Annotated in this window: 16 protein-coding genes and 1 pseudogene; all 17 read left to right on the top strand. The window is 54.7% G+C overall.

Annotated features, from left to right (window positions below; all coding sequences use genetic code 11):
• Positions 1–10: 10 nt before the first annotated feature.
• Positions 11–937 carry a LysR substrate-binding domain-containing protein gene (locus HBO23_RS10300; RefSeq protein WP_042558380.1) on the top strand — a complete coding sequence of 309 codons (927 nt, stop codon included), beginning with the start codon at positions 11–13 and terminating at the stop codon, positions 935–937.
• A gap of 114 nt (positions 938–1,051) precedes the next feature.
• On the top strand, positions 1,052–2,266 hold the full coding sequence (locus tag HBO23_RS10295; RefSeq protein WP_042558379.1) for an aminopeptidase P family protein: 1,215 nt from the start codon (positions 1,052–1,054) through the stop codon (positions 2,264–2,266).
• A 320-nt stretch (positions 2,267–2,586) separates the two neighbouring features.
• Positions 2,587–3,336, top strand: a complete 750-nt coding sequence (locus tag HBO23_RS10290) for a hypothetical protein (RefSeq protein ID WP_042558378.1) — start codon at positions 2,587–2,589, stop codon at positions 3,334–3,336.
• A gap of 115 nt (positions 3,337–3,451) precedes the next feature.
• On the top strand, positions 3,452–3,676 hold the full coding sequence (locus HBO23_RS10285; RefSeq protein ID WP_042558377.1) for an AlpA family transcriptional regulator: 225 nt from the start codon (positions 3,452–3,454) through the stop codon (positions 3,674–3,676).
• Between the two features lie 5 nt (positions 3,677–3,681).
• Positions 3,682–4,527: a ParA family protein gene (locus HBO23_RS10280; RefSeq protein ID WP_042558376.1), complete on the top strand. Its 846-nt coding sequence runs from the start codon at positions 3,682–3,684 to the stop codon at positions 4,525–4,527.
• Positions 4,528–4,612: 85 nt separating this feature from the next.
• Entirely contained in the window at positions 4,613–4,822 is a 210-nt protein-coding gene (locus tag HBO23_RS34105; RefSeq protein ID WP_042558375.1) for a hypothetical protein, read from the top strand.
• 14 nt (positions 4,823–4,836) lie between these two features.
• Positions 4,837–6,426 carry a ParB family protein gene (locus HBO23_RS10275; RefSeq protein WP_042558374.1) on the top strand — a complete coding sequence of 530 codons (1,590 nt, stop codon included), beginning with the start codon at positions 4,837–4,839 and terminating at the stop codon, positions 6,424–6,426.
• On the top strand, positions 6,423–6,971 hold the full coding sequence (locus HBO23_RS10270) for a DUF2857 domain-containing protein (RefSeq protein WP_010565142.1): 549 nt from the start codon (positions 6,423–6,425) through the stop codon (positions 6,969–6,971). The genes HBO23_RS10275 and HBO23_RS10270 overlap by 4 nt, the downstream gene beginning before the upstream one ends.
• Positions 6,968–8,158 (top strand): STY4528 family pathogenicity island replication protein, encoded by a 1,191-nt coding sequence (locus HBO23_RS10265; RefSeq protein ID WP_131672194.1) that lies wholly within the window; start codon positions 6,968–6,970, stop codon positions 8,156–8,158. The genes HBO23_RS10270 and HBO23_RS10265 overlap by 4 nt, the downstream gene beginning before the upstream one ends.
• 264 nt (positions 8,159–8,422) lie before the next feature.
• The gene (locus HBO23_RS10260; protein ID WP_042558373.1) at positions 8,423–9,178 is read left to right on the top strand and encodes a PFL_4669 family integrating conjugative element protein; all 756 of its coding nucleotides are present in this window, start codon (positions 8,423–8,425) and stop codon (positions 9,176–9,178) included.
• Positions 9,175–9,693, top strand: coding sequence for a DUF3158 family protein (locus HBO23_RS10255; protein ID WP_042558372.1), 519 nt, complete (start codon positions 9,175–9,177; stop codon positions 9,691–9,693). Before HBO23_RS10260 ends, HBO23_RS10255 begins: the two co-directional genes overlap by 4 nt.
• Positions 9,690–10,145: a single-stranded DNA-binding protein gene (locus tag HBO23_RS10250; protein WP_042558371.1), complete on the top strand. Its 456-nt coding sequence runs from the start codon at positions 9,690–9,692 to the stop codon at positions 10,143–10,145. The genes HBO23_RS10255 and HBO23_RS10250 overlap by 4 nt, the downstream gene beginning before the upstream one ends.
• Before the next feature lie 228 nt (positions 10,146–10,373).
• Complete coding sequence (locus HBO23_RS10245) at positions 10,374–12,341, top strand: DNA topoisomerase III (RefSeq protein WP_042558370.1); 1,968 nt, start codon at positions 10,374–10,376, stop codon at positions 12,339–12,341.
• 897 nt (positions 12,342–13,238) lie between these two features.
• Entirely contained in the window at positions 13,239–13,820 is a 582-nt protein-coding gene (locus tag HBO23_RS10240) for an STY4534 family ICE replication protein (protein WP_042558369.1), read from the top strand.
• Between the two features lie 71 nt (positions 13,821–13,891).
• On the top strand, positions 13,892–14,149 hold the full coding sequence (locus HBO23_RS10235; protein WP_080896004.1) for a hypothetical protein: 258 nt from the start codon (positions 13,892–13,894) through the stop codon (positions 14,147–14,149).
• A gap of 100 nt (positions 14,150–14,249) precedes the next feature.
• On the top strand, positions 14,250–14,744 hold the full coding sequence (gene radC, locus HBO23_RS10230) for a DNA repair protein RadC (RefSeq protein ID WP_042558368.1): 495 nt from the start codon (positions 14,250–14,252) through the stop codon (positions 14,742–14,744).
• Between the two features lie 52 nt (positions 14,745–14,796).
• Positions 14,797–15,556: pseudogene (locus HBO23_RS10225) on the top strand (ABC transporter substrate-binding protein).
• Positions 15,557–15,635 lie beyond the last annotated feature (79 nt).

The raw sequence follows: 15,635 nt of genomic DNA, 5'->3' as shown, positions 1-15,635 counted from the left end.
GAGCCTCGTCATGTCTCGTGCCCTACCTTCTCTTGAGGGATTGCGCTACTTCGATGCTGCTGCACGGCACTTGAGCTTCACTCGCGCATCAAAAGACCTGTTCCTTACACAAAGCGCTGTAAGCCAGAAGATTCAAGCGCTTGAGCAGGAACTGGGCTATGAGCTTTTTTATCGCCTGCCTCGGGGTTTGAGGCTTACGCAACGCGGTGAACGCTTGCACGTCGGAGTCGACCAAGCGTTGAGGCTTTTAGGAATGACTTTGCACCAAATTGGAGATGAAGAGCTAAGTGGCACGCTAAAAGTGCGCGTTATGCCCTCCTTCGCTAGCAAGTGGTTGCTGCCGCGGATGCCATCCTTCAATCAAGCCTACCCTGGCATACAGTTGGAGGTAGAAGCGGATCTGAGTACCCCTAATTTCAATAGCGACGGCGTCGACTTGGCAATCAGCTGCGCTTGGACTGACAATGCCAAACTCTCTCAGCTACACCTATTCGATGACCTCGTTTATCCAGTAGCCAGCGCGGATTTGTTGGCACGAGTAGAAATCAAAGATTATGGTGATTTGTGCCAGACAATCTTGTTACATGACTCTATGCCTCACGCTGCCTACAGCACCAACTGGGACGCTTTTTTCTCCCGGCACAGCCGCTACGATATCAATACCCGTGGAGGCTGCTCATTTTCACGGGCAGACCTTGTGTTGCAGGCGGCTTGTGATGGTCAGGGGGTCGCGTTAATGCGGCATTCGCTGTGTGCAAAAGAGATAGCAAACGGTACCTTGGTCAGGCCGTTCCCTGAGGTAATGCAAGATGGCCAAGTATGGCTAGTGCACCCCAGCATTCATGAAGACCGCCCTCGGGTTCAGGCGCTAAAGAAGTGGATCAAGAGCGAGGTGGAGCAGCATCTGTCGCAGCGGCGCTTGAACCTGGGCAGCTAGATATCTGTCTCAGCCATAAGCTCTGCTAATAGTACGGAATTAAAAATCGTCATTTGTTCCTATTGGGCGTGAAGGAGATGCTACGCGCTGCCTTCACTAGACAGGAACCTCGGCATGAGCATGCCTAATTACATTACACTTCAAAATGGACCTAAAACACGGTCTACTTTCAGTGTGAAGGAAATGTCCCGACGCCTTCAGCTGTTACGTCAGCATATGACCAGCACCAGTTTGGACGCCATTGTATTGAGTTCAATACACAACATAAACTATTTTGGCGACTTCCTCTTCTGCGAGTTTGGGCGTAGCTACGCATTAGTAGTAACGCACGATAGCTCCATTCTTATCACAACCAATATTGATGGAGGCCAAGGTTATCGCCGCAGCTGGGGAGATAATCTTGTCTATACAGACTGGGAGCGTGATAACTATTTCGTTGCTCTACGTAAAGCAATCCCATTAAAATCTCGCCGTATAGGCGTAGAGTTCGATCATCTATCCCTCGATAAATTTCGCAAGATCGAAGCCGCTCTTGATAATGCGGAACTGGTTGACATCGCGCCTGGCACCAACCGTATTCGTATGTTCAAGTCAATCGAAGAAATCCAGCTGATTCGTATTGGTGCAGCGGTAGCGGACGTAGGAGGTGCGGCTTGTTTAGACGCGATATCTGAAGGTGTGCCTGAGTACGAGGTAGCCATTGCGGGGACGTCTGCAATGACTAGGGAAATTGCTAGGCGTATGCCTTACTGCGAGTTACGCGACACGTGGACGTGGTTTCAATCCGGTCTGAACACCGATGGTGCACATAATCCCGTTACCAGTCGTCGAGTTAAATCCGGGGATATACTTTCAGTTAACTGTTTTCCGATGATCGCAGGCTATTTTTCTTCATTAGAACGAACGGCTTTTTTGGGTGAGCCAAATGCCCAGCAGCGTCGCATATGGGAAATCAACTGCAAAGTACACCAACGCGGGCAGGAGATAATCAGACCAGGGGTTCGTTGCTGCGATATTGCGGCAGAGCTAAATGAAATCTATCTACAAGCGGATCTGCTCAAATATCGCACATTTGGTTACGGTCACTCAAATGGAGTCCTTTGCCACTATTACGGACGGGAGGCTGGGCTCGAATTGCGCGAAGATATCGAGACGGTGCTAGAACCGGGCATGGTGGTATCGATGACACCAATGGTAATGCTACCGGAAGGTACGCCAGGTGCTGGGGGATATCGAGAGGGCAGCGTGCTCATTGTAAATGACAGGGGTGCGGAAAATATTACGAAATTAGGCTCTGGGCCTGAGCACAATATAATCAATCTTCCCTAGCAATTAACGTCCAGAGCGGTTCAATTGATCAAGAAGTTCCAAACATCAAGAATCTGCATCATTGATTAATGATATCTGCACCTCTGGGTCATGTGGAGGATACCTAATCAGAACCCGAATTTTTGGTTAAGAGACCGAGATTGTGGCTCTGGATTGCGTAAAAACATCGATTGCTACTCGGGTATTGCTTTCTGGTAGCACTCGAAATTAAATGACCTCACCGATTTGGTCGATGGAGGAAACAGCTAGCATGAATCGCTAGTTTGAATATTGATAGTCGGTGAGAGGCCTATCCATTAGGAATGGAGGTCCGTCACGCTATGGCTATTAATGTTTTTAATTCGCATAGCAAAAGCTTCTATCGCCCTATAGATGCCGCATTGCGCTGGTGCAATCTCACTCGCTACGAAGCCCAAATTATGCAGGCGGATTGGTCTCGTCCTGAGAACCTTGCAACCCTCTTTCCCCAATGGCCCAATCTTCACATCGCTGTCGAAAGGATTTTAGACGCCATACGCAATGGAGAACTGCCGTACGGCTGCCTCGGCGTTTCTGTTCCTTTGGGAAGCTACGTAGAGCCCTATCAGCTGACCATACGCCATTCAGACTTACGCCGCTGGATGGAAATTCATTATCCCGACCATAAGCCCAGCTTTTTATTCGAGTCCGGTGAGGATACATCTGCAAAGGTCAGTCTCGGAACGTTTCTTTCAGTGAAAGCAGATCGAGACGAGTTATCGAGAGCGTTGAAAGCGCAACAGCAACACATTCAAGAAATCTTGGGAGAACTCCAGTCGATTGGACTTGAAAGAGATGATCTCAAAGCCTTGGCCAAAACGAATGGTCAACTCAGCGAGCGTAGTGAACTGACCTATCACAATATGATCGGGGCATTGGTCAGCCTTCTTTTGGACCATTCGCCCGCCGGAAAACCTCTTTCGGTATTCACGAATCAAGCAGCCATCGTCGACGCCATTGTCGCCCGTCACAAAGATGTGCCCGGCCTCAGCAAGCGGACGCTGGATGAAAAGTTTGCCGTGGCCAATCGTAGCCTCAAGAAAAACAACTGATCCAGTCAATTGCGTTGCAATGGGCTTGATTGCAGTGCAATGACTCAGCCGCGCTAGTGCGATTCAATCCAAGTCACTTCCCACCACGCGCCAACAGGCGCCAGGAGTGACTAGCATGTCCAACCCATCGGTACCCGCACTCGAAGCACCTCAACCCCAACGCCACATCATGCGACGTGACGAGGTTGAACTAAAAACCGGCTTCAAACGTGCGCATATTTACAACCTGATGAAGGAAGGCAAGTTCCCGCGGGCGAAGCGTATCGGGCTGCGCGCAGTCGGCTGGGACTCTCTGGAAATCGAACACTGGATTGCAGAACGCCTTTCACAACAGGAGTGAGGGTGATGCACGTGGTCTCGGTGGTTTCCACCAAGGGTGGTGTAGGCAAAACTACAGTAGCGGCGAACCTCGGCGGCCTGTTGGCCGATGCTGGTCTCCGTGTTCTGCTCTTGGATCTGGATAGCCAACCCACCCTCTCCAGTTATTATTCATTGAGCCAGAAAGCGCAGGCAGGTGCGTACGAGCTCATTGCACTCAATCTAACAATACCTGAACGAATAATTTCTAGGACTGCAGTCGTCGGTCTCGACCTGATTTTCTCTAATGACGATCAAGGTCGACTGAGCACTTTGTTGCTACATGCCCCTGACGGACGACTACGCCTACACAATTTGCTCAACGATTTGCATCTCAATTATGACCTGCTTTTGATTGATACTCAGGGAGCCCGCGGTGTGCTGTTGGAAATGGCCATCTTGGCCTCCGATCTCGCCCTCTCTCCCATCACGCCGGAAATGCTCGCTGCCCGCGAAATGCGTCGGGGCACCTTAAAACTACTGAGTGAGCTCGAACCGTTTCGTCATCTAGGCATCGACCCGCCGCCGTTGCGGCTCTTACTGAACCAAGTGAACGTCAATCGAGTGGACACCCGGATGATCATCCGAAGCCTGCGCGAGAATTTCGCAGAGGCTACCAATATCTCGGTTCTAGACACCGTAATCCCGGACCGGGTGGCGTACCTCAATGCCGCCTCCCTCGGCTTACCGGCCCACCGAATAGATGCTCGCCCGTCGAGTAAACGCCGACGCTCGCAGTCTGCGCTAGAAGTAATGCAAGCGCTGGCAATCGAATTATTCCCGGAATGGCGCGAAGCGGTCTCATCGGTAATGAGGTGTGCGGAGTCTCGATAAACCAAATCGCCCAATTAGCTTTTTCACCGAATTATTTTTGTTTGATCGACCTTGAAGCCATCAGGGCTTGGTAAGGAGTTTTCTAATGTTGGATCAGTTTCCTATCGTTGTTCAGCCTTCCATTCGACCACACGACGCGGCTTGCGGGGAGTGCTGCACTTTAGTTTTTCGTTTGCAAGGGGGGCGCTCGGCCATGTTGTGGTTCCTCGCAGAACTCTCCCAACATTTCGAAGGTTCAGGGACTGCCGAAATCGTGAAATTCGAGGTCGGTGACCATTTGCGTAGCCGGCGTTAACCGAGGCGGTTCAGATGAAGAAGCTCAGTCAGGAGGAAATTACCGACAAGCTGCACCAGGACCACTTCACTCAAGGTCCTGGACTGGAGCGACTGTCCGATCCCGTCATCGACACTCCCATGCTGGTCACTCTGGAACAGTTACGTCCCTACGAACACAACCCACGCTTCATTCGTAACCCGCTTTATGACGATATCAAGGCGTCGATCCGTGAACGCGGGCTGGATCAACCGCCACCGATAACCCGCCGCCCGGGTGAAACCTCTTTCATCATCCGCAACGGCGGTAATACGCGCTTAGCCATTCTCGGCGAACTGTGGCAGGAAACTCGCGACGAGCGTTTCTTTCGGATCCACTGCCTGTTCCGACCTTGGGGCAATGAAATCACCGCCCTACTCGGCCATTTGGCGGAAAGCGACCTGCACGGTCAACTCACGTTCATCGAACGGGCGCTGGCAGTAGCCAAACTCAAAACCATGCTTGAGTCCGATGGCGCAGATCTATCACAACGGGAGCTGGCTCGACGTCTTGCCGCTGGAGGCTATCCGATTTCGCAGTCGCATATCAGCCGTATGCTGGACACCCTCGAACACTTATTGCCCGCCATTCCACAAACTCTGTATGCCGGATTGGGTAAGCCTCAGATAGAGCGCCTGATCGGTCTACGTAGTCAGGCTGAGCGAACCTGGAATCGTTATCCAACCGCTGCCGTTTCATTTGCAGAGTTCTGGCTAGAAACCATGGGCTACTTCGATGGCGATCCTGAATCTTTTGATCTTGAGCAGATCCAGGACGAATTGCTCGAACGCATGAGCCACCTGCTTGGACAGTCCTACCGTATGCTGGCCCTGGAGCTGAGCGATACCCAACGGGTCGTCGCCACGCCTGGGGCTGTCACCACCACGCCTCCAGAAAACAGCCATCGGCCAAGCGTGCATGAAACTGCGGCAGAGTCGCCCTCCTCCGACGCTAATCCCGAATCAACTGATGCCCAGAGCAAGATAGAACCAATTTCAGAAGAACGGCTCACAGCCCCCGAAAAAAATACTTCACCTGCGGTCAGTCATCTATCACGCGTTCAACAGATTCGTGAGCAAATCGATCGCGAGATCTCCACCGAGCCGACGTCTCCAGTCGAAACCTGCCCAATCGACGACCTTTGGATCATCACACCACAGCTGGATACACCTGAACAACTGCGTTTAGCCATTGCTGGACTGGCTCGAGAAATGGCGGCCTATGCCGGAGATGCCGAGAGCATCATTGATCAAAAGCGTGGCTTGGGCTTCGCCCTGAACATTGAGCGACTCGATCTTTCAGCGCCTCGCTCGACGGGCGTTCACCTAATGCTCCTGGCCCTGTTACGGGCTCAAGACGAGGTGAACTGGGAGGATCGCAAGCAAATCCCCTCCGCACTGTTCGGGCAGTTGTTGCTGGGGGTCTATCAACTCCCTCTACCAGATAGACCAGTCACGGACGTGGGCCTGGAGCGACTGCCTGACAGTATGCTAATCAAACTGTTTCGCCTGATCCGCTTGGCCCGGCGCCTAATCGACTTAACACTCATCTTTGAAGACAAAAACTCACCGGAGGAGCTGAGATGAATTTGTCCTTCAATATGCTCAATCAAGCCATGCTAACCCAGGTACTGCACGAACTACGCCTGGGCAACCTGCAACGCTGCAAGGCACTTGGACTGAGTGAGGATGACATCTTCATGCTGCAATCCTTACCACCGACCACGTTATCGCGCCTGGCCCATGCCACTGTCCCTTGGCTTGAGGTCAAGATTGACTCGCCGGTGCTGCATCGTTTGATCGAACAAGCTGAACGTGATGAACAGAACGAACGGTTGATCAACCGAGCGCTCAAACTCGGCGCCAGCAGCACCATTATGTACCAGTGTTTTGGCTTGGCGCATTCGGAAACAGCCATGCGTCGGCGTCTACTCAAGATAGAAACTCGTAAAGGCCGCCCCCAACATTTAAGCGAAGCGCAGGAGCATGCGTTGTGGCAACGTTGGTGCCAAATACGAACAGAGGACGGCACCGAGGATAAACTCGACGCTATGATGATGCTTGCCGAAGAACAGCAGATCAGCTTGACCATCGTTTGGCAGCAAATCGACCAGTACAGCAACAAAACATGAATGCTGTTCCTGCCAGTCGCTGGCAACGTGTCCTGCAGCAATGCACACAGCAGCTGCATGAGCGCTGGCCAGCCCGCCCTGCCACTGAACAGCCCTCCAATCAGGCTCTACAGGCTGGCTTTCTGTTCAGTGGCCAATCACACGAAGTCGTGCCGCGTCGCCTGCTGTTGGATAGTCGGCTGACGCCACTGGAACGTAATGCCTGGCAAGTGTTTCGACTCATGCTGCAAGGCCAGGGCGTGGTCACGCCGCGCTATGAGGATCTGCAGCCTTACTTATCGAGTGTGCCCTACGGCGCCTTAGCCTCCCGTGAAACCATTGCTCGGGTGTTGACGATGCTCAGGTTGACGCGCTGGCTCAGTTTGGTGAGTCGCGGACGCGATCAGCTCAGCGGACGTCTCCAAGGTTCTCTGTATGTCCTGCACGATGAGCCGTTAACCCCCGCCGAAGCCTTGGAACTGGATCAGGATTACCTGGCGCTGGTCGGACATGCCCTCGGTCATGCCACCAAGGCGGTGCGTATTGTCGCCCAGCACGTTGTGGAGGAAGTCCGCCAAGACACGAATATCGATCAGGATCGGTTACCGACGCGGCTCGACAGTTGGGGCGAACTTTGGGCGCAGCAAGGATTGGATCCGGCAACCGATGCCACTCTGCACGATTCCGAACGGAGGGAAGATGCCCTCGTTCGGAATCGTGCAGGCCCTCGTTCGGATTCCGAACCGAGTCTGAACGCCAGTGTTTCCCGCACCGTTCGGAATCCGAACGCCGCCTGTACTGTATTAAAAGAAAGTATTTGTACAGTACCGCGCGCGACCCCAGCGGTGGTTAACCTGCACTGGCCTGCTGCGCTGCACCTGAGCCCAAACGAGCGTCAGGCCATCGCCGTGGCGCTGAACAAGCTCAAGCCCGCGGATCGGCAGGCGGTGCTCAACGAAGCGGGAGCACGCTGTACGGCCGGCGGTATCCGCAAGCCAGCGGCGTATCTGATGGGTCTGATCCAGCGTGCGCTGAAAGGTGACTTTCGTCCTTGGGCAGGTCAGGCCGAACCGTCACCCATTGCAGAACCGCCCCCACCCGCCCCCTCGCGGCCATCTCGACAACAGGGCGAACCCGCGTCTGCCCTTGCCCAAGCGTGCCTGAATGAGCTGCGCCAACTGCGTGGCAAACGCGGTGGACGTCAGTAGATTTGATGCCAGTGGCATCAAATCCAGGGAGTTCCACTCTACGAACACATCGGACCATACCATGAAATTTTTAGGAAAAAGCCGGGGCATCTCCTCCCATGAACGTAGACGTCAATGGATTTGATGCCACTGGCATCAAATCCACTGACGTCTCCATAGTTAACCCTCTTAAACCAAACCGAACAGACCGCATTCAGCTTTTTGGCTGTCCTTCACCTTCATCTGTCGCAACGTTCCTGTCCAAGCGAATGCGAGGACACCACCGTGGCCGATCACTATCAACTCAATCTGGGTTCATTGCGCAGCAGCATCACCCTGACCCTGCACACCCACCATGCCGCCCGTATCTGGCAAGGTCGAGCCGCACGCGAAGGCGTCCACTCGATCATGGGTATGGCCGGCTACATCAGTGTCACCAACCTGATCAAACAAACCGCGGCCCAGGACGATCCCTATGCCGATTGGGCCATCGTGCAACTCGAAGAAAAACTGATGCAGGCCAAGGCTGGGATGCGGGAACTGACCCAACAGCTGGATCGGATCAGACAGGACCTGCCGACACAGATCGACATGGGGGACAACCTCAACATCCACCCCGTCACCTTGCCGTTGTACATCGGCAGCCAGCTGGGTTTTCTCGCGGTCTACCTGCTGACCGACTACGACACCCTGGTGCGTCGTACCCTGTTGGCCCATCACACCGCCCTGATCGGCCGTATCGACATGGAAGCCTGGATCGACGACGGCGCCCATCTGCTGCGTAGCCTGTTCAGTCAGGCACAGCGCTATCGGCATGCCGGCGTCACGCGTGATGACATGGCGGCGAACAACGCCCGGGCCATTGCGGCCATTGAGAAACTGGGTTTGCCCCCGATGGACATTCTTGAGGGTCATCGCCGCTCCCAGTTTGCACCGCCAATCACTCGCCGTGGTGCGGTGGCAGTGGATGATGCCGACGCGTTGGCAGAGGACGCGGGAGAGCCCTCTGCGACAGTGGATGAGCCGGAGGACGAAGCATGAATCCGATGATCCCGGCTCAACCAATGCCCTTCGAAGCGTTAACACCGGATGCCTATCGACAGCTCGAACACGCAGCCTCCCTAAAAGGCCTTTTAAAACCTTTTAAGGGTAAGGGGGAGTTGGAGCACCTGGCGCAGGTGGCGAGGGAAATCGAGGCGCAGTTATGTCACCTGATGGAGGCTGTGGTGCAGCAAGCCGGACAGCCCCCTTACTCGCTGCTGGACATTCGTTTAGTGCTGCAGAACACCAGCGCAGGCAGCACCTTTTTGCGTTGGCGCACCCGTGACTTCGCCCGTATGGGGGTTGCGGTCTGGGAACGCCAGATCTGCAACAACGCCCTGCCGCAGGCCGTACGCGAGAGATTGCACCGCTTCGAATGCGATCGCATTGCACTGAACCTGCAGATGAGCGTGGTGCATTCGCTCTACCGCCAGGCCACGACCTGCGCGATCAACATGGCCAGTGCCGAACGGCTGCTGCGCCAGTTCACACCCGCAGTGGAGGTATCACGATGAGTACTTTTTTCGTTGGCGAAGGCAATATCGGCAGTGCGCCAGAATTCCAGGAGTTCGCCTCTGGCAATGACGAGCCGCGGCGTTTGCTACGGCTGAATGTGTACTTTGACAACCCCATCCCACGCGAGGGCAGCTATGAAGATCGGGGCGGCTATTGGGCGCCGGTTGAGCTCTGGCACCGTGAGGCTGAACACTGGAGCACCCTGTACCAGAAAGGCATGCGCGTACTGGTCGAAGGTCGTACGGTGCGCGATGAGTGGGAGGACAGCGAAGACAATGCGCGGGTGACCTTCAAGATCGAGGCCCGTCGAGTCGGCATCCTGCCTCACCGGGTGCACAGCGTGGTCATGCGGGAACGCTCCAGTGAACCGACGACCGCTCAAAATACTGAGCAGGCCAGCTCGCCGACCTCGAAACCCAGGAAACACAGAGGGCAATCACCTAAGGCCTGAACGACTTCAGGCATAAAAATTGCGCCTTTGCGCGAAGTTCCTGGCCTGTCATTGCTCGCGGCTCATGAAGCCCCCCACCCAGTTACAAACGCTCCAATAAGGTAGCAGCTTCAGCCCATTCAAAGCCGCCCTCACCGACTAATATGAGGAACCTGCCATTCGGGTTTCTCATATCTCGCACCTGCTACTTCGAACAACGCTGCTCCGAACTCAATCCGGAGTAGTTATATGCGCCTCTTCCTCTGCGAAAAACCTTCCCAGGGTCGTGACATCGCCAAGGTTCTCGGAGCCACTCGGCGTGGTGATGGTTGCCTAATCGGCCCCGAGACAACTGTCACCTGGTGTATCGGCCACCTACTGGAGACGGCCCCGCCTGAAACCTACGGCATTCAGTACAAAAACTGGTCGTTGGATCATCTACCTATCATTCCCGTGCAGTGGCAGGTCGAGGTCAAACCCAAGACTGCCGCGCAGTTCAAAATCATCAAACGCCTGCTCAGCGAAACCACCACCGTTGTCATCGCAACCGACGCCGACCGAGAAGGTGAGATGATTGCCCGCGAGTTGCTGGAGCTCTGCAAGTATCCAGGCTCCGTTCAGCGCCTCTGGTTGTCCGCCCTCAACGAGGCGTCGATTCGCAAAGCCCTCTCCTCGCTGAAGTCTGGTCAGGAGACCTTCCCGCTCTATCACTCGGCCCTCGCCCGCAGCCGTGCCGACTGGCTGATCGGCATGAACCTCAGTCGTTTGTTTACCCTTCTTGGTCGGCGGGCAGGCTACGACGGCGTTTTGTCAGTGGGGCGCGTCCAGACACCCACCTTACGTCTGGTGGTCGATCGGGATCGTGCGATTGCCGGCTTCGTCCCGGTACCTTACTGGAACATTGAGGTACACCTATCGTCGATGGGCCAGCGATTCATCGCGGCGTGGTTACCGCCATGCTCAGGACGGGACGAGTCGGGGCGTTGCCTACAACAAGTGCTTGCCCATCACGCGGTCCAAACAATCACCGACGAGAAGTCCGCCACGGTAATCTCGTTACATACTGAGCACTTCCGAGAACCGCCGCCCCTGCCCTTCGACCTAAGCACGTTGCAGGAAGTCTGCTCGCGTAAGCTGGGGCTCGGCGTCCAGGAAACCCTGAACATCGCCCAAGCCCTGTATGAAACCCACAAAGCCACCACCTACCCGCGCAGCGATTGCCGCTATTTGCCAGAGAATATGTTCAACGAGGCTCCCGCGGTACTAGACGCCCTGCTCAAAACGGATCCTGCACTCAGACCTGCATTCGAGGACCTCGATCAATCATTGCGCTCCCGCGCATGGAACAATGCCAAGGTCACTGCGCACCACGGCATCATCCCCACCATCGAACCGGCAAACCTGGTGCGGATGTCCGAACAAGAACGCCATGTCTACGAACTGATCCGTAGCCACTACCTAGTGCAGTTTCTTCCGCATCATGAGTTTGATCGGACCCAGGTCGAACTGGCGTGTGGCGAAGAACGATTGACCGCTGTGGGCAAACTGATCTTGGTCCAGGGCTGGAAAAGCTTACTCTCCGAAAACACCGAGGAGGATGAGCCCAGTCACAAATCCCAAGTCTTACCCATCTTGCAAAAGGGAGCGCAGTGCGCAGTGGACAATGCCGAACTCAAATCCATGCAAACGGCCGCTCCTAAACCTCTCACCGAGGGTGATCTGATCAAGGCGATGAAAAACGTCGCCAAGCTTGTCAACGACCCACGCCTGAAACAGAAACTTCGGGACACCACCGGTATCGGAACCGAAGCCACACGAGCCGGCATTATCAAAGGGTTAATTGATCGCGGTTATTTGCTGAAGAAAAAACGCGCCTTGATGGCCACCGCCGCGGCCCATACCCTGATCGAGGCGGTACCAGCAGCAGTCGCAGATCCGGGTATGACCGCAATCTGGGAACAGGCGTTGGACGAAATCGAAGCGGGACGCCTGACCCTAGATGCGTTCGTTGCCAAGCAGGCGAACTGGATTGCGCAGTTGATCGCACACTGCCGCTCGCTCACGTTGGCAATAGCGCTCGAAACGAACCCAGGCTGTCCCATGTGCAACGCCTCAATGCTCAAACGAAAGGGCAAATCAGGACCGTTCTGGTCATGCTCCCGATATCCGGATTGCAAAGGCACTGTGTCAATCAGTAAAGATACGCGTCGCTCATAATGTTCCATGGGGCGATAACCATGAAAATGGTGCGTTCTCCGCCTTGACCTAGTCCCATCCTCTCTGCTGTAGTGGCTCAGGGTAATCGCCAACGGCAACCCAAGGCCGATTAGCTCCGGGCAGTTCGGTCAAACTCTTCGAGTTCGGAGTCTCCTCTTCTGCGGGATCTCGTTCCCGTTTTGTGCTCGACCTGATTGTGGTGGCGGATGACCACTGTTGCCTCTACCCGGCAATAGCGGTCATCCGCTTCGGCGATCGTATTCAGTCCCGGAGCCCACCGGGGAAACAAGGGGCACCCTTTGTGCGCGGATGCGTGCCAGCATGTTCCGACCCAGGCCACGACAAGGATCGGTTGACGAATCATTGCGCAGTTCAACCAAGTTTTGCGAGGAGCTTGTCGACTGCGTAAGACCGTCAAAGGTGGCTTTTCTGTTCCTTGCCTGACACTCCGTCAGGCCCACTCTTCATTTTGTTCATGCCAGTGAATACCACTCTAATCCAGGCGTAAAAAATCGGGTTGCAGCGTCTTGACGCTCCCCTTTGACAGGCTTATACAAAGGGCGTGGTTCGCTGTCGTTGACAGCCCAGCCCAGGTGGCCAGAACCTTCAAGGCTACGCCACGTTCGTGGTGGTTTACCCAAGTGCGATTAGCGTTCGGAAGCTCGCGCGGTTGCCGCTTCAGCGGTGATGAATGCCGACTAGTCCATGCCTGTGGATTACCACCGCAAACGCTCCTCTACTGCACAGCTATTCCTTCAGAAGCATCATTCTGATGGTCATCGGTTTGCCGGTGACGAGTCGTTCATCGCTCGACTTCATCTTACCCACCCTGACGGGGGCTCACTTTCCCGTCAGGGGCTGTGCGTCGCCGTTTTCCCTTGAAACAGGAGAACCACCATGGCCTACGCCAACCAATCCCAAGAAGCGACCTCTTACTTCAACCTGCACACCGTCGGTATCGGCTACCTCAACCGTGTTCGTGAAGTACAGGTCCGCCGCGGTCAGCCATTCATGGCCTGCGATATCGCAGCCTTGCATGGTGCCACTGATGCAGTGGAGTACACCCGCTTTGATTGCAAAGTCGCTGGTGGCGAAGCTGACCGTTTGATTCGTCTCTATATGGACGCCGTCAAGGCCGAGAAAAAGGTCTTGCTGTCGTTCCGTATTGGTGACCTGTGGATCGACCCATTTCTCTATGAGAAAGGCGATAAACAAGGCCAACCTGGCGCCAGCCTGAAAGGTCGTTTGCTGTTCATCGACTGGATCAAGGTCAATGGCAAGTTCGAATACAAAGCGCCCGCCAGGCAGGAAGCAACAGCACCTGCTGAGCAAGCGCCAAACCGTGAGCCGTCCCCAACTTCGGCTGATGCCGAAGTTGAGGATACCGACAACCCTACAGACTCCAGGATTGAACCGGAATCTCCAACCACTCCCCGCACGGCCCGCCGTGTCGCCACACGTGCTGTTCAGTCCGTCTGAACAATCCATGATGTTTTACATCAAGGCGCTCAATCGAGCGCCTTTTCTTCAACCAGCACAGGAGAACCAATATGGAATCCTTCTGGCTTTGCGACGACTGCCTGTTCGGTGCGGCTTACGAGGACTACAGCACGTTATCGCTGTATTACTCGCCAGATGAGACCGAACAACGTATCGCCGCGATACACCGGGGGCTGGTTCGCTTATTGCCCATCAGTGCCGACTTCGATCCCGAAACCGGCTGGGGAATAAGATCCTTTTCTCCATTGCCTTGCGACGGTTGTGGTTCACCTCTGCACGGTCAACGCCACCGATACACTCGGCTGTAAACCCTACATCACCTGCAAACGCCTGCAACTCCACACCCACCCTGGGGAAACCACTCCCCTCGGGCGTGTACCCCTGATTATTCCCTTCGGAGGTAGCGCCATGAACACCCCACTCACACTGATTGAGACCTCGGATTTCGAGGCTGATCGCATTATCCAAGAAAACCAGCTGATCGACGAAGCGCTGCATATTCTGGATCGTCGACTGTTCAACCGCGGTCCTAAACTGACGTCACCTGAAACCGTGACCTCTTACCTAAAACTGCAGCTTACACAACAAGAACATGAAGTCTTTGGTGTGATTTTTTTTGACGCCCAGCACCGGGTGCTGGCGTTTGAAATCCTCTTTCACGGCAGCATTGATAGCGCCAGCGTTTACCCCCGCCAAGTCGTTAAGCGTTCCCTCGCGCATAACGCTGCAGCCGTCATTTTTGTTCACAACCACCCCTCAGGGTGTACAGAGCCCAGCCAGGCGGACCGTGTTTTGACCGTACGGCTGAAAGAGGCCTTGGCCTTGATCGACGTGTGCGTACTGGATCACTTTATCGTGGGTGAAGGTCGCCCGCTCTCCCTTGCCGAATACGGATGGCTTTAAACCTCACAGGCGCCTACGGGCGCCTCGTTTATTTTCATTCTGGAGCACGCTCATGAACCCCACACACCAAGCCCCCACCCTGCTGATCGCCTCAAATCCATTTACTCGGGGCTACGACAAACTTTATATCGAACGGTTGTTACTGATCTTCTACGAGGATGGCTGTCCTCCCTGCTTTCGGCCTATGCACGACTCCCAGGAGCATCTGTCCGACGATACGTTGCAACTGGTCCCCTGCATCTTCAATGATGATTTCGCCTTGATCAGCGAAGGCCAATCCATTCTGAATGAATTGGATGGTTGCTGCCCGTCCAACGGACTGGTGCACCAGGTGGTCTATGCCGTAATAGGCTAAGTGTTCAACGAGCAGTGCCACGTCGCGGACTTTGACTCCTTGGAAGAAGCCAAGTCCGTGGTCCATCGTTTGAGTTTCGAGACTGGACGCTACAGCCGAGCTTGGGAGATCAGTACCGCACACCTCACTGAAGAAGCATTGCGCTACTTGGAACGCGGGGCGGACTATTTCGACTCTAGCCCAACCGGGCTGCTGTTCGAACCCTTTGTCCTGAAGGACTGCAATGGCAGTCGGGTGTAAGCTGATCGGCACGCCCTGGACAGACGATAACCTGATAAAAATCGAGGGCTGTTCTTACTCATCGCTGAGGCAAGAGCAACTCGATGCTAGTACGCCGGCAGCCTTGGTCAACGTACTGTATATGGCGGCATTGGCGGATGTGCGATTGTTGATCTTCGACCCCGACGCTGATGTCTTGGATGGACTAGCTATCTATGATGCAGAGCAAAGTATTTAGCGTTAACACGACCTGCCATAAATCGGATTTCTCACTGAATCGATCCTTCACCTCATGTCAGGTTCTGTACTGAATCTGA

The sequence above is a fragment of the Pseudomonas sp. WS 5532 genome (assembly GCF_012985445.1).
GTDB lineage: Bacteria > Pseudomonadota > Gammaproteobacteria > Pseudomonadales > Pseudomonadaceae > Aquipseudomonas > Aquipseudomonas edaphica.
Note: the sequence above shows the minus strand (reverse complement) of the source record. Positions and strands in the feature narration are given on the sequence as shown.

What these genes read in the sequence shown, in the direction of transcription:
- HBO23_RS10300 (WP_042558380.1), top strand. Translation starts at nt 11, where the DNA reads ATGTCTCGTGCCCTACCTTCTCTTGAGGGATTGCGCTACTTCGATGCT.
- HBO23_RS10295 (WP_042558379.1), top strand. Translation starts at nt 1,052, where the DNA reads ATGAGCATGCCTAATTACATTACACTTCAAAATGGACCTAAAACACGG.
- HBO23_RS10290 (WP_042558378.1), top strand. Translation starts at nt 2,587, where the DNA reads ATGGCTATTAATGTTTTTAATTCGCATAGCAAAAGCTTCTATCGCCCT.
- HBO23_RS10285 (WP_042558377.1), top strand. Translation starts at nt 3,452, where the DNA reads ATGTCCAACCCATCGGTACCCGCACTCGAAGCACCTCAACCCCAACGC.
- HBO23_RS10280 (WP_042558376.1), top strand. Translation starts at nt 3,682, where the DNA reads ATGCACGTGGTCTCGGTGGTTTCCACCAAGGGTGGTGTAGGCAAAACT.
- HBO23_RS34105 (WP_042558375.1), top strand. Translation starts at nt 4,613, where the DNA reads ATGTTGGATCAGTTTCCTATCGTTGTTCAGCCTTCCATTCGACCACAC.
- HBO23_RS10275 (WP_042558374.1), top strand. Translation starts at nt 4,837, where the DNA reads ATGAAGAAGCTCAGTCAGGAGGAAATTACCGACAAGCTGCACCAGGAC.
- HBO23_RS10270 (WP_010565142.1), top strand. Translation starts at nt 6,423, where the DNA reads ATGAATTTGTCCTTCAATATGCTCAATCAAGCCATGCTAACCCAGGTA.
- HBO23_RS10265 (WP_131672194.1), top strand. Translation starts at nt 6,968, where the DNA reads ATGAATGCTGTTCCTGCCAGTCGCTGGCAACGTGTCCTGCAGCAATGC.
- HBO23_RS10255 (WP_042558372.1), top strand. Translation starts at nt 9,175, where the DNA reads ATGAATCCGATGATCCCGGCTCAACCAATGCCCTTCGAAGCGTTAACA.
- HBO23_RS10250 (WP_042558371.1), top strand. Translation starts at nt 9,690, where the DNA reads ATGAGTACTTTTTTCGTTGGCGAAGGCAATATCGGCAGTGCGCCAGAA.
- HBO23_RS10245 (WP_042558370.1), top strand. Translation starts at nt 10,374, where the DNA reads ATGCGCCTCTTCCTCTGCGAAAAACCTTCCCAGGGTCGTGACATCGCC.
- HBO23_RS10240 (WP_042558369.1), top strand. Translation starts at nt 13,239, where the DNA reads ATGGCCTACGCCAACCAATCCCAAGAAGCGACCTCTTACTTCAACCTG.
- HBO23_RS10235 (WP_080896004.1), top strand. Translation starts at nt 13,892, where the DNA reads ATGGAATCCTTCTGGCTTTGCGACGACTGCCTGTTCGGTGCGGCTTAC.
- radC (WP_042558368.1), top strand. Translation starts at nt 14,250, where the DNA reads ATGAACACCCCACTCACACTGATTGAGACCTCGGATTTCGAGGCTGAT.